This window comes from Dactylosporangium sp. NPDC050588, assembly GCF_040654975.1.
GTDB classification, from domain to species: Bacteria; Actinomycetota; Actinomycetes; order Mycobacteriales; family Micromonosporaceae; genus Dactylosporangium; species Dactylosporangium maewongense.
Genome location: NZ_JBFAJA010000004.1, coordinates 1 through 20,725, shown reverse-complemented (window position 1 = coordinate 20,725; position 20,725 = coordinate 1). Strand labels below are relative to the sequence as shown.

Here is a 20,725-nt window from a genome sequence, read left to right as displayed (position 1 = left end):
GTCAGCACGTCAGCCGGGCGTCGGCCCAGTCGGCGTGGTCGTAGTCGATCGAACCGGCCCCCGCGGTCACGAGCCGCAGGTTGGTGCGCCCGCTGACGGCCACGTCGACGGCGACGGGTGCCGCCGCGGTCACGGTCGGGCTGGTCCACAGCGTGACGCCGTCGGCGACGACGCTGAACACCACCCCGGTCGAGGACGTGCCGACCTCCGCGTCGAGGCCGGCGACGGCGGTGAACCGGCTGCACGCGCCGCCGAGGGGCACGGTGACGTCGGCGGCGGCGTGGACGCCGACGCCCTTCGGGTAGCTGACCCCGCCGACGGTGATGACGCTGCCGTCGCCGGCGGCCTGCTCGCCGTTGGAGGCGTCGCGCTCCGCCGGCCCCCAGCCGTTGGTGGCGGTGCCCCAGGCGCGGTCGCTGACGGCCGTCCCGGCGCCGCTGCCGCCGCACACGAGCGTGGGTGCGCCCCAGTCGGCGTGGTCGTAGCTGATGCCGTTGCGGGCGTCGGTGGCGCGCAGCTCCAGCGTCAGGTAGCCGCCGGTGGACACGGTCAGCCTGGTGGGTGCCTGGCCGCCGGTCTTCACGCCCGTGTACCCGAGGAGCCGGCCGTCGCCGTACACCGCGAACCGCACGGAACCGTTGGCGCCGGCCTCGGCGTCGACGCCGACCTGGGCGGTGAACGTGCGGCAGGCGCGGCCGAGCCAGACGTGGACGGCGGCGTCGGCGTGCGCGCCGATGCCCTTGGTGAACGCGGTCCCGCCGATGTTCAGGGCGGCGCCGTCGCCGGCGGCCTGTTCACCGTTGGCGCGGTCGCGTTCGACGGGGCCCCAGCCGCCGCTGGAGGCGAGCCACGGCAGGTCGCTCACCTGGAGGGTGCCGGCGGCGGGTGCGGCCGCGAGGGTGCCGGCGCGGGTCACCCGGAACATCGCGACGCCGTGCGACGGGACGGTCGCCGAGAGCGTGCCCGACGTGGTGCCGGTCGCCCCGGTCCAGAGGTTCTTCGTGGTGTACGAGCTGGAGCCGCCGATGCCGAGGGCGGCGGTCGTGGTGCTGATCGAGGCGGCGGCGCCGCCGCGGTTGAACAGCACGGCCGCGACCGACCCGTCGCTCATCGGTTTCGCCCACACCTCGGTGTCGCCGAAGTCGGCCATGCGGCGGCCCTGTGAGCCGCCCCAGTCCTGGTTGACGGCGATGACGTCGGCGTTGCGCAGCACGTTGAGCGTGGCCGCGGGGACGCTGCGCAGGTCGTTGCCGAGCAGCAGCGGCGAGGACAGCAGCGACCAGAGCGAGAAGTGCGCGACGTTCTCGTCGGTGGTGAGCGGGCCGTTGCCGACCTCGAGCATGTCGGGGTCGTTGTAGTACCCCTTGCGCGCGAACGTCTCCAGGCCCGCCTGCTGGTCCAGCAGCGACGTGATGCTGCCCCAGCTGGCGTTGATGTCGCCGGTGGTGCGCCACAGGCTGCCGCCGGTGTTCGGCGCGAACTCCCACGGCGCGTCGTCGCCCCAGTTGCAGATGCTGTAGACGATGTGCCGGCCGGTGGCCTTCAGCGCGTCGCCCATCGCCTTGTACCGCTGCGCGGCGGGGCGGCCCTGGTTGTTGCAGTTGTCGTACTTGAGCAGGTCGATCCCCCAGGACGCCCACGTCTGCGCGTCGACGGTCTCGTGGTCGAGGCTGGCCGGCAGGCCCTGGCAGGTGGCGGTGCCCGCCGAGGAGTAGATGCCGAGCTTCAGCCCGCGGGCGTGCACGTAGTCGGCGATGGCGGCGATCCCGCCGGGGAAGCGGACGGGGTCGGGGCGCAGGCGGCCCTGGGCGTCGCGGGTCGAGGCCATCCAGCAGTCGTCGATGTTGACGTACGTGTACCCGGACGCCTTCAGCCCGGTGCTCACCATGGCGTCGGCGGTCGCCTTGATGAGGTTCTCGTCGATGTTGCAGCCGAACCGGTTCCAGCTGTTCCACCCCATCACGGGGGCGGTGACGGGACCGGGCTGCGGGGTGGCGGTGGCGGACGCCGGTTTTGTCGCGATCGAAGTGATGACTGTTGATGCGAGCAGGGCCGTGGCGGCGGCCGTCAGGGCGCGCGTCAGCGCCCGGGGACTTCGGTTCATCCCAGCTCCCAGGTTGAGTAAGATCGAAAGTGTTGAATATTGTGGCATACACGGGCGCGAATGGACACGATCGATCGCCTCGGTGTCGGGACAACTTCGGCAAGGTCTCGAACATGTGACAGTTGGTGTTTGGTTTTGGTCGGGTGGGTGGAAAGTCTTGACAGAAAAAGTTGGAGGATGAGTGAATGCGGTACACCCCGAACGCGGCGTGCCTCGCGCCGCGGTCCCCCTCGCTCAAGGGAGTGACCCGACATGATCGATCTGCGTGGCCGCTGGCGGCCCGCCCTGGCCGTTCTCAGCGCCTCCGCCCTGCTGCTGACCGGCTGCGCGAAGTCCGAGGACGACCCGGCCGCGAAGACCACCGCCGACAGCTCCGCCGCGGTGCAGACGACGAAGTCCGCCGCCGCCGGAGGCTCCACCTGCACGCTGACGAAGTTCGGCGGCCAGAAGGTCGACCTGAAGACCGCCACCATCGGCTTCTCCCAGTCGGAGAAGGAGGCCAACCCGTTCCGCATCGCCGAGACCCAGTCCATCAAGGACGAGGCGGCGAAGCTGGGCATCCCGGCCGCGAACCTGAAGGTGACCAATGCCGACTCGAAGTTCGACAAGCAGATCACCGACGTCAGCACCCTCATCGACCAGGGCGTGCAGCTGCTCGTCATCGCGCCGCTCAACTCCGACGGCTGGGACTCGGTGTTCCAGAAGGCGTCCGCGAAGAAGATCCCGATCGTCACCATCGACCGGAAGATCAACGCGAAGCACTGCACGGACTACCTGACGTTCATCGGTTCGGACTTCGCCGAGCAGGGCAAGCGCGCCGCCGACAAGATGGCCAAGGCGCTGAACAACACCGGCACCGTCGCGATCCTGCTGGGCGCCCCCGGTAACAACGTGACCACGCTGCGGACGCAGGGCTTCAAGGACCAGATCGCGAAGATCGCCCCGAACATCAAGATCGAGTTCGAGCAGACCGGCCAGTTCTCCCGCGAGGAGGGCCAGAAGGTCTCCGAGCAGCTGCTGCAGTCCAAGCCCAACATCAACGGCATCTACGCCGAGAACGACGAGATGGCGCTCGGCGCGATCACGGCCCTGAAGGGCGCCAGCAAGAAGGCCGGCGACGTCAAGATCGTCACCATCGACGGCACCAAGGGCGCCGTCCAGGGCATCGTCGACGGCTGGATCTACTCGGTCATCGAGTCCAACCCGCGCTTCGGCCCTCTCGCGTTCGGCACCGCCACGAAGTTCTTCAACGGCGAGGAGATCGCGGAGAACATCATCATCTCCGACCGCGAGTACGACTCCACCAACGCCGCGGCCGACCTGGGCCTCGCGTACTGACCCACTGACCGTTCGCAGCTGACTGTCGCAGCATGGCCCAGGTCGGGGATGATCCCGGCCTGGGCCTTCTTCCAGATGGGACCTCTCGCATGTCCGCTCCGGACGCGCCGCTGCTCGAAGTGGCAGGCGTCAGCAAACAGTTCCCGGGGGTGCGCGCCCTCGACGACGTCTCGTTCACCCTGCGCGCCGGCGAGGTGCACGCCCTCGTCGGTGAGAACGGGGCCGGCAAGTCGACCCTGATCAAGGTCCTCACCGGCGTCTACCAGCCCGACGGCGGCGACCTGCGGCACCTGGGGCAGCCCGTCACGTTCAACGGCCCGCTCGACGCGCAGGCGGCCGGCATCTCCACGATCTACCAGGAGGTCAACCTCGTCCCGCTGATGAGCGTGGCACGGAACCTCTTCCTCGGCCGGGAACCCCGCAACCGGCTCGGCCTCGTCGACGTCTCCCGCATGAACCGGGAGGCGGCCGAGATCCTCGCCGGCTACGGCATCACCTCCGACGTGCGCCGCCCGCTGGGCCTCATGGCGCTCGGCGCGCAGCAGATGGTCGCCCTCGCCCGGGCCGTCATGGTCGACGCCCGCGTCGTCGTCATGGACGAGCCGACCTCCTCGCTCGAACCCCGCGAGGTCGAGACCCTCTTCGGCGTCATCGCGCGCCTCCACGAGCGCGGCGTCGGCATCATCTACGTCAGCCACCGCCTCGACGAGCTGTACCGCATCTGCGACCGCGTCACCGTCCTGCGCGACGGCAAGCTCGTGCACACCGGCCTCATCAAGGACCTCGACCGGCTGCAGCTCGTCTCGCACATGCTCGGCCGGCCCATGTCCGAGGTCCGCAAGGAAGGCTTCACCAGCTTCGGCGGCGAGCACGCGGCCGCCGACAGCAAGCCCGTGCTGCGGGTCGCCGACCTCAACAGCCGGCACAAGCTCACCGGCGTCAGCTTCGAGGTGCTCCCCGGCGAGGTCGTCGGCCTCGGCGGGCTCCTCGGCGCCGGCCGCAGCGAGACCATCAAGGCCGTCGCCGGCGCGCTGCCGCTGGACCGCGGCACCGTCGAGATCGACGGCACCGTCGTGCGCCGGCCCAACCCGGTCGCCGCCCTGAAGGCCGGCATCGCCGTGCAGCCCGAGGACCGCAAGGCCGAGGGCCTCGCCCTCGGGCTGTCGATCCGGGAGAACATCGCCCTCGCGGTCCTGCCCCGCCTGTCGACCGCCGGCATCGTCTCCGAGCGCAAGATCGACAAGATCGTCGAGACCTTCATGACCCGGCTGCGGGTCAAGGCGTCCGGCCCGCACCAGCGCGTCGGCGACCTGTCCGGCGGCAACCAGCAGAAGGTCCTCCTCGCCCGCCTCCTCGCGACCGGCCCGAAGGTCCTGCTGCTGGACGAGCCCACCCGCGGCATCGACGTCGGCGCGAAGGCGGAGGTCCAGGCGCTCATCGACGAGCTGGCCGCCGAAGGCCTCGGCGTCGTGCTGGTCTCCTCCGACGCCGAGGAGCTCATCGAGGGGTCCGACCGTGTGGTCGTGCTGCGCGACGGCGCCGTCGCCGGCATGCTGCGCGGCGAAGAAGTGACAACGGAGCATCTGATGAACGTGATCGCGACGGCGGCGTCATGACCACCGCCGTGTCCTCCTCCTCGTCGTTCAACAGCGCCACGGTCCGCCGGCTGCTGCCCCTGTACGGGGTGTACGTCGCCCTCGCCGCCCTGGTGCTGTTCAACATCGTCTACACCGACAACTTCCTCGCCTGGAACAACCTGCGCATCCAGCTGGTCCAGGTGACGCCGGTCGTCATCGTCGCGCTCGGCATGGCGCTCGTCATCGGCACCGAGGGCATCGACCTGTCGGTCGGGTCCGTGATGGCGCTCGGCGCCGCCCTCATCCCGCTGTACCTCGGGTACGGGATGGTCCCGGCGATCGTGCTCGCCCTCGTCGGCGGCGTGATCGTGGGGCTCATCAACGGCGGCCTCGTCGCGTTCGTCGGCCTCCAGCCGATCGTGGCGACCCTCGCCATGCTCGTCGCCGGCCGCGGCGTCGCCCTGGTCGTGTCCAACGGCAAGTACAAGGACATCCGCGACAAGGACTTCCTCGCCATCGGCACCGACGCGTTCCTCGGCGTGCCCTACACCGTGTGGATCGCCGCCGTCCTCGCCGTCGTCGTCGGGTTCGTCGTCCGGCGCACCGTGTTCGGCCGGCGGCTGCTCGCCATCGGCGACAACCGGGCCGCCGCGCAGCTCGCCGGCGTCCCCGTCAAACGGGTCCTGGTCGGCGTGTACATGATCGCCGCGGTCCTCGCCGCCGTCGCCGGCGTGATCCAGGTGTCCCGGATCGGCTCCGCCGACGCGTCCCGCATCGGCCTGCTCATCGAGCTGTCCGCGATCACCGCCGTCGTCGTCGGCGGCACGCCGCTGACCGGCGGGAAGGTCCGCGTCCTCGGCACCGTCGCCGGCGCGTTCCTCATGCAGCTGCTGACCGCGACGATGATCGCCAACAACCTGAAGGACTCGACCGCCCAGATGGTCCAGGCGGTCATCATCCTGGTCGCGGTCTACACGGCCCGCGAACGGAGGACCCGATGACCCTCGTCGCCGAACCCCAGCTCGAGAAGGCCGAGGCGGCCTCGCTGCGCACCGAGCGGATCGTCGAGCTCGTCCAGCGCCAGGGCGCCCTCGCCGTCCTCGGCATCGTGCTCGTCGTCGGTCTCGTCGCGTACGACAACTTCCGCAGCTTCGACAACGCCGCCACCATCCTCGTCTCGGCGGCGCCGGCGGCCCTCATCGCGCTCGGCATGACCTTCGTGATCATCACCGGCGGGATCGACCTGTCCGTCGGCTCCCTCTACGTGCTCGGCGGGGTCCTCGCCGCGTGGGCGTCGCAGTACGGCGTCGCCGCCGCGTTCGCCGTGCCGCTCGCCGCGTGCGGGGTGTTCGGGCTCGTGCAAGGGCTCGTCATCGCGTACGCGAGGCTGGCGCCGTTCATCGTCACGCTCGCCGGGCTGCTCGGCGCGCGGGGGCTCATGCTCGCCCTGTCCGACGAGGGCGGCACCACGTACCTCGTGGACCCCGGCGCCTTCAAGGACTTCGGCAAGGGCGAGCTGCTCGGCATCAAATACTCCGTCTACCTGGTCGTGGTGCTCTTCGTGATCGGCATGGTCGCGCTGTACCGCACCCGCTTCGGCCAGTCCGTCTACGCCCTCGGCGGCAGCGAGGACGCGGCCCGGCTGATGGGCGTGCGGATCCGCGGCACCCAGATCAAGGTCTACGTCCTGTCGGGGCTGCTCGCCGGCCTCGCCGGGACGATCAACGCGGCCCGGCTCGGCTCCGGCGTCACCGTGCTGGGCACCGGCATGGAGCTCGACGCGATCGCCGCCGTCGTCGTCGGCGGGACCCTGCTGACCGGCGGCGCCGGCACCCTCGGCGGCACGATCGCCGGCGTCCTGCTGCTCCAGGTGATCCAGAACCTGATCAACCAGGACGGCAAGATCACGTCGGCGTGGCAGACGGTGATCAGCGGGGCGTTCATCGCGCTCGTCGTCGTCGCGCAGACCTACCTGGCCCGGCTGCGGCGGGTCGCGTCAGGCTAGCGCCCCGCGCCGCACAGCGGTTCTGCATGGCACCCCGGTCGTCCTTTCGGCCGGGGTGCCATGCCGTTTTGCACCTTGCATTGCTGACTGCCCGACATGTTGCGCACACGGTGTGCGACTCTCACGATGGCCCGGCACACAACATGAACTCCTTGCCGCGTCGGGACCCCCGTCGGCGTTGGGAGGCCAGTATGAGTGTGCCTGGATACCGCGACATGCCAGGTCAGGAGTGGGATCCGCAGCAGCCCGTGGATGCCCGCGAGGCCGAGGACTTCCTCGACCTGTTCCACCGGGAGAACCCGCAGCGCGGCGACGTCCGGGAGCGCCTCGCCCGCGTCGTCGACGAGATCGCCGAGACGGGCACGTACACCCACACGTACGCCGAGCTGGTCTTCGGCTGCCGGGTGGCGTGGCGCAACGCGAGCCGCTGCATCGGCCGGCTCTACTGGCGCAGCCTCGTCGTGCGCGACCTGCGCAAGGTCGGCGCCCCCGACGAGATCTTCGAGGAGCTCGTCCGCCACCTGCGCCTCGCCGGCCAGCGCGAACGCAACGTGATCCGCCCCGTGATCTCCGTCTTCGCGCAGCACGTCCCCGGCCGCGCCTCCGCCCGGCTGTGGAACGAGCAGCTCATCCGGTACGCCGGCCACCGCGAGCCCGACGGCCTGATCACCGGCGACCCGCGCAACACCCAGTTCACCGAGACCCTGCAGCAGTACGGCTGGCGGGGCAAACCGGACAACCCCTTCGACGTGCTCCCCCTCGCCATCGAGGGCCCCGGCGGCGACGTCAACCTGTACGACCTGCCCGAGCACGCGGTCTGGGAGGTGCCGATCGAGCACCCGACGCTGCGCTGGTTCGCCGAGCTGGGCCTGCGCTGGCACGCCGTCCCGGCGATCGCCAACATGCGCCTCACCATCGGAGGCGTCGACTACCCCCTGGCCCCCTTCAACGGCTGGTACATGGGCACCGAGATCGGCGCCCGCAACCTCGCCGACCCCGACCGCTACAACCTGCTGCCGGTCATCGCCGAACGGATGGGCCTGGACACCAGCACCGAACGCTCCCTCTGGCGCGACGGCGCCCTCCTCGAACTCAACCGCGCCGTCCTGTGGTCCTTCGACCAGGCGGGCGCCCGCATCAGCGACCACCACTCCGAGTCGGAGCGCTTCCTCGCCCACATCGCCAGCGAGGAACGCGCCGGCCGCGAGGTCCCCGCCGACTGGTCCTGGATCGTCCCCCCGATGAGCGGCTCCACCACCGGCGTCTTCCACCGCTACTACCACGAGGCCGACCAGCGACCCGCCTTCTACCTGGACTCCGAGGCCCGCGACCTCGGCCGCCGCGGCCGCTCCCCGAACACCGCCGAGCCTGCTGAAGCCCCACCCTCATGCCCGTTCCACGAACCCACCCCACCCGCCACCCCCACCGAACCCCGCAGCTGGTTCGGCCGCCTCTTCCACCGCCCCTGACCCCCACACCCCCACACGTCACATGGCGAGCAACGTCGGCCAGGTACCCTCCGCAACAGAGGGCCAGGAAAGCGCAGGGAAGCGTGGGTGTCAGGACTTCAGGACGGCGTGGAGGGCGTCGACGGCGACGTCCACGTCCTCTGCGGTCACGTGCAGCGGCGGGGCCAGGCGCAGGGTCGAGCCGTGGGTGTCCTTGGCCAGGACGCCGCGGGCCATGAGGGCCTCGCAGGCCTGGCGGCCGGTCATCAGGGCGGGGTCGATGTCGATGCCGGCCCACAGGCCGCGGCCGCGGACGGCGGTCAGGCCGTGGCCGACCAGGGCGTTGAGCCGCTCGTGCAGATGGGCGCCGACGGTCCGCGCGTTCGCCTGGAACTCGCCGGTGTTCAGCAGCGCGATGACGGCACGGGCGACGGCGCACGCGAGGGGGTTGCCGCCGAACGTGGAGCCGTGCTCGCCGGGGCGCAGCACGCCCAGGATGTCGTGCGAGGCGGCGACCGCCGACACGGGCACGATGCCGCCGCCGAGGGCCTTGCCCAGCACGTACATGTCGGGGACGACCGGCGACGAGGCGAAGGTCGAACCGGTCCGGCCCAGGCCGGACTGCACCTCGTCCGCGATGAACAGCACGTTCTTCAAGGTGCACACGTCGCGCACGCCGGGCAGGTAGTCCGGTGGCGGGACGAGGACGCCGGCCTCGCCCTGGATGGGTTCGATGAGCACGGCGACGGTGGTGTCGTCGATCGCCGACGTGAGGGCGTCCAGGTCGCCGTACGGCACGATCCGGAACCCGGGCGTGTAGGGGCCGTAGTCGGCGCGCGCGTCGGGGTCGGTGGAGAAGCTGATGATCGTGGTGGTGCGGCCGTGGAAGTTGTCGGCGGCCACGACGATGGTGGCCTGGCCGTCGGGGACGCCCTTGACCTTGTAGCCCCACTTGCGGGCCACCTTGATCGCGGTCTCGACGGCCTCGGCGCCAGTGTTCATCGGCAGGACGAGGTCCTTGCCGCACAGCGCGGCCAGCTCCTCGCAGAAGGGGCCGAACTGGTCGTGCACGAACGCGCGGCTGGTCAGCGTGATCCGGTCCAGCTGGGCGTGTGCGGCGGCGATGAGTGCCGGGTGGCGGTGGCCGAAGTTGAGCGCGGAGTAGCCGGCGAGGCAGTCCAGGTAGCGGCGGCCGTCGACGTCGGTGACCCAGGCGCCCTCACCGGAGGCGATGACGACGGGCAGCGGGTGGTAGTTGTGCGCGGTCCAGCGCTCGGCCTGGTCCAGGAAGGGGCCGGTCGACGAGGAAACAGCGGTGGTCATGCGCGCACCTCCAGCGTGCAGCACTTCGGGCCGCCGCCGGCCTTGTGCAGTTCGGACACGTCGACTGGCACCGGCTGGAACCCTTTCGACGCTAGCTCCCGCGCGAGGCGGGTGGCGGCGGATGGCAGGACGACCCGGTGGCCGTCGCTGACGGCGTTCAGGCCGAGGACGGCGGCGTCGTCGGCGGTCGCGATGACGGCTTCGGGGTACAGGCGGCGCAGCACCGCCTGGCTGCCCGGCGAGAACGCGCCCGGGTAGTAGGCGACATTGGTCGGCGACAGGACGGTCAGCGCCGTGTCGAGGTGGTAGTAGCGCGGGTCGACGAGCTGCAGGGTGATCACCGGCCGCCCGAAGAGTTCCTGCGCCTCGGCGTGCGCGGCGAGCTCGGTGCGCAGGCCGGTGCCGGCGAGGAGGTGCTCGCCGGCGAGGAGGATGTCGCCTTCGCCCTCGTTGACGCTCTTCGCCGGGTGGATCTGAAAGCCGTTGCGCTCGAACCAGGCGAGGTAGGCGGGGCCTTCGTCGGCGCGCTCCGGGTGGCGGAACTGCGCGCCGTAGACGACCCCGTCGACGACGGTGGCGCCGTTGGCGGCGAAGACCATGTCGGGCAGGCCGGGCACCGGGTCGATGAGGTCGACGGTGTGGCCGAACGACAGGTAGAGCTCGTGCAGCCGGGTCCATTGCGCGACGGCGAGGTCGGCGTCGACGGGCGCGGTCGGGTCCATCCAGGGATTGATCGCGTAGTCAACGGCGAAGTACGTAGGTCGACACATCAGGTAGCGACGGCTCATGCGATCCAACGTAGGCGCCGCCCGCCCGGCGTTCCATTGCGGAAAGCTGCTTCTTGCCGGCGTTTTCCTGTCTTGTACCGCGATCAGACGGCGATTCGTTGCGCCCAGAACCAAGCGGACCCGGACGGGACCCGAGCCGGGTGGCCGGGACGGGCAACCGCGCAGCCGCCGCCCCACACCCGCCCCGCACCCGGCAGGCAACCGGCTCAGCGCAGCTCGCGCCAGTCGCCGGGCTGGGCGAGCAGGCCGGAGACGCAGTCCATCGCCGGCTCTTCGGCGTCGAACTCGTAGGTGCGGGAGCGCCCGTCGGCGCCGCCTTCCCGCGACTCGACCCACCAGTGGCCGGCGTCCTCGAAGAGATAGACGTCGCGGCGGGCGAGCCGCCCCCAGGTGCCGTTCCACCAGTGCTTCCTGCGCTCCATGAGGAGACATTCGAACACACGTACCAAGGCAGATGGAAGCCCGCCCCGCCGAAATCGATCAGGTCTGCTTCGTGACGGTTAGCCGGGTGGCGGGCAGGGTACGCCAACGCATGCCTGTGCCACGGAACCTGGGGAGCTGACCATGGAGCAGGACCTCATCGGCCTGCTGGTCGGCGAACACCGCCGGCTCGAGTCGCTGTTCGCCGAGATCGAGACCGCGGAGTCGCCGGCCGCCCGCCGGGGCGCGCTGGACGCCGCCGTCACGATGCTGGCCTCCCACACGGCGACCGAGGAGCGGTTGCTGCACGCGCACCTGCCTGCGGAGCTCGCCGACTACGAGGCGGCCGAGCACCGGCGCATCAGCGAGCTCGTGGCGCGGCTGACGGAGCTCAACGACGTGGATCCCGCGTTCGGGATGCTGCTGGCGGCGCTCCTGGAGGCGGTGCGGGAGCACGTACAGGAGGAAGAGACCGAACTCTTCCCGCGGCTGCCGCAATCGGTGCGTGTGACGGAATGACCAGACGGGTAAGCCGTTCTGCATGGCAGTTCCGGAGGACAGGCAGCCGCTGATCGCGACGCTGAAACGTGCGGCGTTCCACTTGAAGGACGCCGGCATCCCGTTCTGCCTGGCCGGCAGTTTCGCGGTGTACGCGCGGGGAGGCGAGTCCGTCGACCACGACATCGACTTCCTCATCAAGGCCGAGGACGCGGAGCGGGTCCTGACGGCGCTGGCGGAGGTCGGGTTCCGCGGCGAGGTGCCGCCCGAGGGCTGGCTGGTGAAGGCCTGGGACTCGGTGGAGAACGAGGACAACCTCATCGACTTCATCTTCTGCCCGGTGCAGCGGCCGGTCACCGACGCGACGCTCGCCGACACCGACGTGATCGCCGTCAACGCGTGCCACATGCCCGTGCTGTCCGCGACCGAGCTGATGATCCACAAGGTTCTGACGTGGTCGGCGCACTACTGCGACTACGCGCGCGGGCTGCCGGTCGCGCGGTCGCTGCGGGAGCAGATCGACTGGCCGCGGGTGTACCGGGAAACGGCCCACTCGCCGTACGCGCATGCTTTCCTGTTCTTGATCGACCGCCTCGGCGTCATGTCGCTGGACGAGACCAGCGCCCTCGCCGCTTCCCTGTGAGGAGGCACTCGTGATCATCGACCAGCACGTCGAGAGCGAGCTGCACCAGCTGCTCATCGAGGACGCCCGCATCGCCGAGCAGGGCATCCGGGTGGTCCGCACCGAGGACGGGGTCAGCCTCGTCGGTGAGGTGGAGAGCGCCGAACGCCGCGACCTGATCTGCCAGGTCGTCCACGAGACGTTCCCGGACCTGCCGGTGCACTGCAACATCGGGCTCACCAGGGTCAACGAGCCGCAGGACGTGGAGGAGCTATGACGTTCGACGAAGGCAGTGCCAATGGCTGCGTCAGAGTCGCCGCGGTCGGCGACGTCCACCTCGACGCGGACGTCCTCGGCCGGTACCGGCCAGCGCTGGAGCACATCGGCGACAAGGCCGACATGCTGCTGCTCGCCGGTGACCTGACCCGGCACGGCACCGCCGACGAGGCGCACTGCGTCGCGGAGGAGTTCGGCGGCCTGGCCGTGCCGGTGATCGCGATCCTCGGCAACCACGACCACCACTGCGACCAGCCGGCCGAGGTGACGAAGGTCCTGGAGGACGGCGGGATCACCGTCCTGGAGTGCTCCGGCACGGTCCTGGACGTGGACGGCGTGCGGGTCGGGGTCGCCGGCACGAAGGGCTTCGGCGGCGGGTTCGCGGGCGCGTGCGCCAGCGAGTTCGGCGAGCCTGAGATGAAGGCGTTCACCCGGCACAGCCGCGAGCTGGCCGAGCGGTTCGGCGCCGCACTGTCGGCGTTGGACGCTGATGTACGGATAGCGCTCACCCACTATTCGCCGGTCCCCGAGACGCTGCTGGGCGAGCCGCTGGAGATCTACCCGTTCCTCGGGTCGTACCTGCTCGCGCAGGCGATCGACGCGGCACCGGGCGTCGGGCTGGCCGTGCACGGGCACGCGCACGCGGGGTCGGAGCGGGGGACGACGCCGGGCGGGGTGCCCGTCCGCAACGTCGCCCACCCGGTCATCAAGCAGGCCTACAACGTGTATCAGCTGTCGTCGGTACTGACGCCCGCCTAGCTCCTGGGAGGGGCGTCACAGGGGTGTGACCAGGGCGCCCCTCAGGTGGGCCAGGGCGTGGGCGAGCAGGCGCGACACGTGCATCTGCGAGATGCCGAGCCGGTCGGCGATCTGCGTCTGTGTCATGTTGCCGAAGAACCGCATCGCGATGATCTTCTGCTCGCGCTCCGGCAGCTCCGCGATCAGCGGCCGCAGCGACTCGCGGTCGTCGACGGCCTCCAGGTCGCGGTCCAGGCCGCCGAGCAGGTCGGCGAGCTCGGGGCCGGCCTCCTCGTTGCCGGTCGGCGCGTTGATGGACAGCGCCCGGTACGCGTGCCCGGACTCGATGCCCTCGATGACGTCCTCCTCGCTGACGCCGAGCTTCTCCGCGAGGTCCGCGACGGTCGGCGAGCGGCCCAGCCGTTGCGCGAGGTCACCGGACACCTTGGAGATCTCCAGCCGCAGCTCCTGCAGCCGGCGTGGCACCCGGACGTCCCAGCCCTTGTCGCGGAAGTGCCGCTTGAGCTCACCGACGATCATCGGGATGGCGTAGCTGGTGAACACGGCGCCGCGCGCCGGGTCGTAGCCGTCGACGGACTTGATGAGCCCGACGTTGGCGACCTGGGTCAGGTCGTCGAGGGGTTCGCCGCGGTTGCGGAACCGGCGGGCGAGGTACTCGGCGAGCGGCAGGTGCAGCTCGATGACCCTGGCCCGGATCCGGTCGTGGTCGGCGCTGCCGGCGGGCAGCTCGCTCAGCAGCGCGAGCAGCGCGCGGGCTTCGGTCTCGAGGTCTTTGTGGCCGGCGCGGTGGCCGGCGCGGGCGTGAGGCCGCGGGGCGGGGCGGTGGACGGTGGCGGTCATGGGGGATCCCCCTGCCTGCTGCCGTGATCCGTCCGCCCTTGGGTGCGGGCAGCGGTCACGGGAGAGATTTCGCCGGCAGACGCCCTGGTCTCGAACGTCCGGCGCGCAACCCGGCACGGCGACCGCGACTGGTTTGACGGTCGAGCCAATCAGCTGTTCAGCTGATGTTGCGGGTCATACAAACGTACGCCTGTCGCCCTGTGATGACAAGACTACGAAGAGACGTCGGTGAGGGCCTCGTCGTCGGCGTCGGCGTCCGCGTCGCTGTCGGCGTCGCCGGTCCCGCTCTGCCCGGTCACCGCCCGGTAGATCCGCTCGACGTCGGTCGCGGTGCGTTCCCAGGTGTACCGGGAGCGGACCCGGTCGATCGCTGCGCTGGCGTAGCTCATCCGGCGCACCTCGTCGCCGAGGAGCCCGCGCAGCGCGGACGCCATCGCCGGCACGTCCCGCGCCGGCACCAGCAGCCCGGTGACGTTGTCGATGACGCTCTCGCCGATGCCGCCGACCTCGTACGCGACGACCGGCACACCGCAGGACATCGCCTCCAGGGGCGTGAGGCCGAACGGCTCGTACCACGGCGCGCAGGCGAGCACGTCGGCGGAGCGGTACCAGCTGGGCAGATCCTGCTGAGCGACGGCGCCGATGAGCCTGACCCGGTCGCCGACCCCGAACCGGTCGGCGAGCTCCATCAGGCGGCGGGCCTCTGGGTCGCGGTGGATCCGGTCCGGTGCGGGCCCGCCGACGATGACGAGCTCCGCGCCGGGGACCCGGCGCAGCGCCTCGACCAGGTCCGCGAAGCCCTTACGCGGCACGAGCGGCCCGACGCTGAGGATGCGGCGCATGCCGGGGCGCAGGTGGTCGGCGCGGGGACCGTTCGGCGCGAACACCTCCCCGTCGACGCCGGACGGCACGACCACGGTGTCGGACCGGCGGATGCCCATCCGGCCGAGCTCGACGACCTCGTCCTCGCACTGCGCGACGACCCGGTCGACCATCGTGCCGAGGGTCCGCTCCAGGCCGATCCGCGCCTCGGGGCTGGCGTCGCGGTCCTTCAGCATGCGCCGCTTGACCGTGCCGAGCCCGTGGTACGTCTGCACGACCGGGATCCGGCGCTCCGCCGTCGCGGTCAGGGCGGCCAGGCCGCTGAGCCAGAAGTGGGCGTGGATCACGTCGGGGCGGGTCGCGTCGCCGCGCCAGTGGGCGGCGAGCCATCGCCCGAAGTCGCCGACGTGCGGCAGCAGCGCGTCCGCCGGCAGCTCCTCGACGGGGCCGGCCGGCACGTGCTCCACGGTGAACCCGGCGCCCGTCATGACGACGTCGTCGGGGGCGGCGGCGTCCCGGCGGGTGTAGACCCGCACGTCGTGCCCGCGGCGCCCGAGGGCCTCGGCGAGGGCGGTGACGTGGGTGTGCTGGCCGCCCGTGCCCGAGGTACCGAGCGCCAGGGGGCTCGCGTGCACGGACACGATCGCGATCCTCAAGCCGCACCCGCCCGCGGCGAAGACGCCTGTTGCACTGCGCGCACCTCCACGTGGCCGACCGTGCTGACCTGCCAACGCCCCTACCCTGGCCGGTTGGTGGTAAACATCAACGGTCGAGTCGCAACCGGCTCGGGTGACTTCTAGGGTCGGTTGCACGTTCAACTGCACAGGACCGGGATGTGGAGGGCATGGTGGCCAAGCCGTCGGGCACAGGTCGGCCGGGTGCGTCGACGCCGTCTGACGGCGGCGTGGGCACCCCGACACCTGAGGGCACCGCGCCGTCTCGGGCGGCCTCGGCGCCCGCCGGTGGTGCTGATGGTGGCAGTGCGGAGCCGGCGGAGGCCCTCGCCGCGCTCGTCGCCAAGCTGCGGGCCGAGCTCACCGGCGTGCGCACCGCCATGCGGAACCGGGCCGTCATCGAGCAGGCCAAGGGGGTGCTCGTCGAGCGGCTCGGCGTCAGCCCCGACCAGGGGTTCGACCAGCTGGTCCGGCTGTCGCAGCGCACCAACATCAAGCTGATCGAGGTCGCCGCCGCGATCGTCGGCACCACCTCGCCCGACCCGGACGCGCCCGATGTGGTGAATCTCATCGATGACGAGCTGCGCCAGCACGTCGCGCGCAGCCGTGCCCGCACCGCGGCGCCCTCCGGCGTCCCCGCACCGGCGGTGGAGAAGCCCCGCCGGCGGGCCAGCCGCTCCCCCGAGGTCGAGGCGCTGCAGTCCCAGCACCAGCTGCTCAGCGCCCGGATCGCGGCCGCCCGCGGCTACGACGAGATCGCCGAGGTCCTCGGCACCGCGCCGACCGCGTGGCCCGCCCCCACCTCGATCATGATCACGCTGCTCGACCCGGACGGCGCACAGCGCGGCGTCGGCGCGTTCGGCATCCCCGGCGAGGTCCGCAGCCGCTGGTCCCGGATCCCCCCGGACCCGGCGCTGCCGCTCGTCGTCGCCGTCCAGGACGTCGAGACGATCTGGCTCGTCGGCGGCGAGGAGGTCACCCGCCGGTTCCCGGTGATGGACCAGCTGCCGTTCAGCGGCGACACCGTCCTCGCCTCGCCGCTCATCTCCGGCGAGCGGGTGCTCGGCGCCATCATCATGAGCTGGGCCGAGGGCCTCCCCGACGGCGACGAGCTGCGGCGGTACGTGGCGGCCCTGCTCGAACCCGTCGCGCGGCAGGTCGACGCGCTCATCGGCGACGAGATCGCCAGCGCCTGGTTCCACGTCGAGGGCGAGGAGAGCGCGCAGGCCGCCCCGGCGCAGGTGTGGCTGCCGACCGTCGTCGACGTCCTGCACAACCCCGCCGCGTTGCTGTCCCCGGTGACCGTCGACGGCCAGCTGGTGGACTTCCGCGTCGAGTACGCCAACGTCATGGCCAGGCAGGTCCTCGCCACCGCCCGGGTCGACCCCGACGAGGCCACGCTGCTCGCCGCCTACCCGACCCTCGGCAGCGCCACCCTGCTGCCGGAGTTCGCCCGCATGCTCCAGGACGGCCAGCCCCGCCGGATGGAAGGCCTGCGCGCCGACCCGCGGGCGGACGGCGTGCCGACCACACAGTCGATCTCCATGCACGCCGTGCGCCTGTGGGACCGGGTGTTCGCGGTGTGGCGGATCGCGACCGAGGCCGACCTCCTGTACGACCAGCTCCTGCAGGCCGAGCGGATCGCCGGCGTCGGCTCGTTCTGCTGGGAGCTGCGCGACCCCGAGCCGCGCTGCTCACCGGAGCTGATCCGGCTCTTCCACGGCGGCCGCGACGCCGCCCGCGTCCCCGTCGACGAGCTCACCGCCAGCGTGCACGCCGACGACCTCCTCGCCGTCCAGGACGCCGTCCGCCGCACCGTCGTGGAGGGCAAGCACCTGCTCGCCGAGGTCCGCGGCGCCGGCCGGGTCAACGGCCGCCGCCTGCGCCTCACCGCCGAGCCGCTCTTCGACGACACCGGCAACGTCACCGCCGTGCGCGGCACCGTCCAGGACGTCACCGAGGAGCGCGCCATCGAGGCCCGCCTCCGCCGCGCCGAGGAGGCCCTGGCCGCGCAGCGGCACCGGGTCGCCGACGAGCGCCGCGCCGCCCAGGCCCTGCAGAAGGCGCTCCTGCCCACCGACCCCGAGCTCGGCCACATGGAAGGCGTCGAGATCTGCGGCCACTGCCGCTCCCCCGAACGCGTCGGCACCGTCGACGGCGACTGGTTCGACGCCACCTCCCTCCCCGACGGCGGCACGATCCTCGTCCTCGGCGACGTCGACGACCGCGGCCTGTCCTCCATGACGACGGCGGCGAGGCTCCGGTACGCGGTGCGCGCCTACGCGGCCCTGGACATGACCCCCGGCGACATCCTCAGCGCCGTCAACGGGATGCTCTGCGCGATGGAGGTCGAGCACACCGCCTGCCTCGTCGTGGCCCGCTACTCCCCCACGACCCGCGAGCTCCGCTGGGCCGCCGCGGGCCAGGTCGCCCCCATCCGCTACACCGCCACCGGCCAGGGCACCGTGCTGTCAGGCCCCCTCGGCCTCCCCCTGGGCGAGGTCACCGAGATGCGCTACTCCGACACGACCGTGACCCTGGACCCGGGCGACCGCGTCCTGCTCTACACCGGCGGCCAGGCCCGCGTCGACCGCCGCCGCGGCGGCGGCCTGGACCTCGTCCGCCGCGCCGGCGAACACATCGACCTGTCCAACTTCGACGCCGTCGTCACCCACCTCGTCACCAGCCTCAACATCCCCGACGACGAAGACGTCTGCGCCATGCTCGTGCACGTCCCCTGACCCACCTGAGGTGCTTGTGCCCACATGGTGATACCACGCTGGACGGGGGTTTGGGCGGGCGGGAGAATGTGGGAGGCGGCTATCGGGGGAGGCAGCCTGTGCCACGACCATGTTTTTCGCTGGAAGCACCGGGCGCGGGGGCGTTGTGCCCGACCACCCGCATCCCCACGCAGGCCGCCCTGCTCGCCGCCCAGGCCGCCCGCCTCGCCACGCAGGCCTTTGAGTCCGCCCGCCGCCGCACGGACCGCCACCGCGCCAAGGCGGAGTTCGCGGCGGCTCGCGCACACGGCCTGGCCGCCCGCCACACCACGAAGCTGACCCGCCTGCGCAACGCCCGCGAGCTGGCCGCCGCAACCCCTTCCCCAACCATCCCGCCGCCGACATGCCGCCCAACCGCACCCCCCACCACCCCGGATCCGCCAGCCACCACGCCGACAAACAGCCCCCAGTCCCAATCCCCGCCGCCGCAACTGCCGCAGCCCCTTCCAGCACCTCCGAAGCCACCACCCATCGGACCGACACCGCCGCGGACCAGTCGCCCGACCGCACCTCCCACCACCCCGAATCCGCCGGCCACCACACCCACACCACCGACAAGCAGCCACGCCGCGCGCTACCGCACCCCGGCGCCTCCCGGAACCCGCCGACCGCTGCGCTCACACCACCGACAAGCATCCGCCCAGCTCCAAACCCCGCCGCCGCAACAGCCGCAGTCCTTCCCGCACCTCCGAAGCCACCACCCACCGGGCCGACGCCACCGCCGACAAGTCGCCCGATTGCACCTCCCACCACCCCGAATCCGCCGGCCGCCACGCGCACGCCGCCGACAAGCGGGCGCCCGGCTCCGATCTCCACCAACTCCCGGCCGTTCCGGCAGCCCCGAAGCCGCCACTACCCAGCGCCGGGTCTCGGCCGGCCGGGAGTCGCGGCACCCATCCACACCCCGGACCGCTGGCGTCCGCCGTCGGCCGCGGGCTCCGCCATGCGGGGCGCGGGTCGCTGCTCGCCTCCGTCCAGGTCGTGGGGGTGGCACGTCCGTGTCGTCGTTCGGGGCGGGTCAGGGGGTTCGGGAGTCCCAGGTCCAGGGGAGGCCGAGGTTGTCGAAGCGGCCCAGGGCGTCCCGGTGGCGGGCGGAGATGACGATGCGGTCGGGGCCGAGGTGGGCGAGGAGGTCGTCGTCGCCGTAGTAGCGGGTGTCCGGGGACGGCCAGCGCCACAGCGGGTCGTCCAGTTCGCGGAGGCGGAGCTGGACCTGGCGGAGGCCGTCGGGGTCCGGGGACAGGCAGACGAGGCCGTGCAGCGGGGTGTACGTGGCCTCGTAGACAGCGGCGTACACGAGAAACCTCGACAACGGCAGGCCGGTCTCGATCGTGTCGCTCTCCACGACGAGCGGGTCGGCGGGGCCGGGGGCGTACGAGTACCAGTCGTCGGTGCCGGACCAGAAGCGGACCAGGCCGGCGGACTCCGTGAGGTCGGCGGGGGCGAGCATCACGTGGTCACGGCTCAACGGCAGGCAGTAGCGGGACGCGACGCGGTGCCAGTCGGCGAGCGCGGCGGGCAGGCCGGGCGGCAGGTCGAGGTCGCGGCGGGGGCGGTCGGGCAGGCCGTACCAGCGGGAGACGAAGCGACCGAGGCTGTCGTCGGCGATCACGTCGAGCTCGTACACGCCCCAAATCATGCCCTGTGACCCACCGTTGCCCGTTCGCGACCAACGCCCGGGCGGCGGCTCGGCGGGGCGGTCGAGGCCGGCGTCACGGTCGTCGCCGCCGCCACCCCCGCGCTCGTCCTGTGGCAGGTGTTCCGCCCACTCGCGCAGGGCGGCCAGTGGCGTGCGCCTTTCCGCTGAACTCGCAGAGCGGCTTCTACGGCACCCCGCTGGACGTCGCTGTGGGCGCTGCTGGGCCGGTTCGTTACCACTTCGCGTCACTGCTGGTGATCAGCGTGCTGCTCGCGCTGGAGCAGCCCGCGACCCGCGCGGTGATCTACGCGACCGCGCAGGCCGCGCTGCCCTCCTTCCTCGGCCGCGCTGGACCATGCGAGAGCGGCGCAGCGGACGGTGCGGTCAGGGGAATGAGGGTTGTGGCGGGGGCGTCAACGGGCGACCGGGGTCAACAGGCGGCCGCGTCAACAGGCAGCAGCGTCAACGGCAGCCGCGTCAACGGCAGCCGCGTCAACAGGCGGGGGCGTCAACGGCGACGGCGACGGCGACGGCGGCGACGGCGACGGCGACGGCGACGGCGGCGACGGCGACGGCGACGGCGGCAGCGGCGGCGGCGGCGGCAGCAGCGACGGCGACGGCAGCGGCGGCGACGGCGACGGCAGCGACGGCGACGGCAGCGACGGCGACGGCGACGGCGACGGCAGCGGCGGCGACGGCAGCGACGGCGACGGCAGCGACGGCGACGGCGACGGCAGCGACGGCGACGGCAGCGGCAGCGGCGGCATCATGGTCGACGACGTCGCCGTCCCGCGCACCCGGCTCGTCGAGCT

General features: G+C 71.9%; 18 protein-coding genes. 10 read left to right on the top strand and 8 right to left on the bottom strand.

The window, feature by feature from the left end; translation table 11 throughout:
• Position 1: 1 nt before the first annotated feature.
• Complete coding sequence (locus AB0I21_RS03370; RefSeq protein ID WP_360558712.1) at positions 2-2,104, bottom strand: NPCBM/NEW2 domain-containing protein; 2,103 nt, start codon at positions 2,102-2,104, stop codon at positions 2-4.
• 252 nt (positions 2,105-2,356) lie between these two features.
• Between AB0I21_RS03370 and AB0I21_RS03365 the strand changes: the two genes are divergently transcribed.
• The 5 genes from AB0I21_RS03365 (at position 2,357) to AB0I21_RS03345 (ending at position 8,493) form a co-directional block, all read left to right on the top strand.
• Positions 2,357-3,442 (top strand): ABC transporter substrate-binding protein, encoded by a 1,086-nt coding sequence (locus AB0I21_RS03365; RefSeq protein ID WP_360558711.1) that lies wholly within the window; start codon positions 2,357-2,359, stop codon positions 3,440-3,442.
• Positions 3,443-3,531: 89 nt separating this feature from the next.
• On the top strand, positions 3,532-5,058 hold the full coding sequence (locus AB0I21_RS03360; protein WP_360558710.1) for a sugar ABC transporter ATP-binding protein: 1,527 nt from the start codon (positions 3,532-3,534) through the stop codon (positions 5,056-5,058).
• Positions 5,055-6,020 (top strand): ABC transporter permease, encoded by a 966-nt coding sequence (locus AB0I21_RS03355; protein WP_360558708.1) that lies wholly within the window; start codon positions 5,055-5,057, stop codon positions 6,018-6,020. Before AB0I21_RS03360 ends, AB0I21_RS03355 begins: the two co-directional genes overlap by 4 nt.
• The gene (locus tag AB0I21_RS03350; RefSeq protein ID WP_360558707.1) at positions 6,017-7,024 is read left to right on the top strand and encodes an ABC transporter permease; all 1,008 of its coding nucleotides are present in this window, start codon (positions 6,017-6,019) and stop codon (positions 7,022-7,024) included. Before AB0I21_RS03355 ends, AB0I21_RS03350 begins: the two co-directional genes overlap by 4 nt.
• A gap of 191 nt (positions 7,025-7,215) precedes the next feature.
• Complete coding sequence (locus tag AB0I21_RS03345; RefSeq protein ID WP_360558705.1) at positions 7,216-8,493, top strand: nitric oxide synthase oxygenase; 1,278 nt, start codon at positions 7,216-7,218, stop codon at positions 8,491-8,493.
• Between the two features lie 90 nt (positions 8,494-8,583).
• On the opposite strand, the gene rocD is transcribed toward AB0I21_RS03345, so the two are convergent.
• From rocD to AB0I21_RS03330, 3 genes are all read right to left on the bottom strand, one after another.
• Positions 8,584-9,795 (bottom strand): ornithine--oxo-acid transaminase, encoded by a 1,212-nt coding sequence (rocD, locus tag AB0I21_RS03340; RefSeq protein ID WP_360558704.1) that lies wholly within the window; start codon positions 9,793-9,795, stop codon positions 8,584-8,586.
• Positions 9,792-10,592 (bottom strand): dimethylargininase, encoded by an 801-nt coding sequence (gene ddaH, locus AB0I21_RS03335; protein WP_360558702.1) that lies wholly within the window; start codon positions 10,590-10,592, stop codon positions 9,792-9,794. Before ddaH ends, rocD begins: the two co-directional genes overlap by 4 nt.
• Before the next feature lie 197 nt (positions 10,593-10,789).
• On the bottom strand, positions 10,790-11,005 hold the full coding sequence (locus tag AB0I21_RS03330; protein ID WP_344506134.1) for a hypothetical protein: 216 nt from the start codon (positions 11,003-11,005) through the stop codon (positions 10,790-10,792).
• Between the two features lie 142 nt (positions 11,006-11,147).
• Between AB0I21_RS03330 and AB0I21_RS03325 the strand changes: the two genes are divergently transcribed.
• Genes AB0I21_RS03325 through AB0I21_RS03310 form a run of 4 tightly spaced genes read left to right on the top strand, consistent with a single transcriptional unit; the run spans position 11,148 to position 13,158 of the window.
• Positions 11,148-11,522, top strand: a complete 375-nt coding sequence (locus AB0I21_RS03325) for a hemerythrin domain-containing protein (protein ID WP_360558700.1) — start codon at positions 11,148-11,150, stop codon at positions 11,520-11,522.
• 22 nt (positions 11,523-11,544) lie between these two features.
• Positions 11,545-12,144, top strand: coding sequence for a nucleotidyltransferase family protein (locus tag AB0I21_RS03320; protein WP_344506132.1), 600 nt, complete (start codon positions 11,545-11,547; stop codon positions 12,142-12,144).
• A gap of 10 nt (positions 12,145-12,154) precedes the next feature.
• Positions 12,155-12,400, top strand: coding sequence for a hypothetical protein (locus AB0I21_RS03315; RefSeq protein WP_344506131.1), 246 nt, complete (start codon positions 12,155-12,157; stop codon positions 12,398-12,400).
• Positions 12,397-13,158, top strand: coding sequence for a metallophosphoesterase (locus AB0I21_RS03310; protein WP_360558698.1), 762 nt, complete (start codon positions 12,397-12,399; stop codon positions 13,156-13,158). Before AB0I21_RS03315 ends, AB0I21_RS03310 begins: the two co-directional genes overlap by 4 nt.
• Before the next feature lie 15 nt (positions 13,159-13,173).
• Here the strand turns inward: AB0I21_RS03310 and AB0I21_RS03305 are convergent, their stop codons facing one another.
• Together AB0I21_RS03305 and AB0I21_RS03300 are read right to left on the bottom strand one after the other, a co-directional pair.
• Positions 13,174-13,998, bottom strand: a complete 825-nt coding sequence (locus tag AB0I21_RS03305) for an RNA polymerase sigma factor SigF (RefSeq protein WP_360558696.1) — start codon at positions 13,996-13,998, stop codon at positions 13,174-13,176.
• A gap of 212 nt (positions 13,999-14,210) precedes the next feature.
• Entirely contained in the window at positions 14,211-15,461 is a 1,251-nt protein-coding gene (locus tag AB0I21_RS03300) for a glycosyltransferase (protein WP_360558694.1), read from the bottom strand.
• Between the two features lie 263 nt (positions 15,462-15,724).
• Here AB0I21_RS03300 and AB0I21_RS03295 point away from each other — a divergent pair, with 263 nt between their 5' ends.
• Positions 15,725-18,235: a SpoIIE family protein phosphatase gene (locus tag AB0I21_RS03295; RefSeq protein ID WP_360558692.1), complete on the top strand. Its 2,511-nt coding sequence runs from the start codon at positions 15,725-15,727 to the stop codon at positions 18,233-18,235.
• A gap of 1,057 nt (positions 18,236-19,292) precedes the next feature.
• Here AB0I21_RS03295 and AB0I21_RS03290 read toward each other — a convergent pair.
• Together AB0I21_RS03290 and AB0I21_RS03285 are read right to left on the bottom strand one after the other, a co-directional pair.
• Positions 19,293-19,901, bottom strand: a complete 609-nt coding sequence (locus AB0I21_RS03290) for a hypothetical protein (protein WP_360558690.1) — start codon at positions 19,899-19,901, stop codon at positions 19,293-19,295.
• Between the two features lie 504 nt (positions 19,902-20,405).
• Positions 20,406-20,725 (bottom strand): hypothetical protein (locus AB0I21_RS03285; RefSeq protein WP_360558689.1); only part of this gene is annotated, 320 nt, incomplete at its 5' end.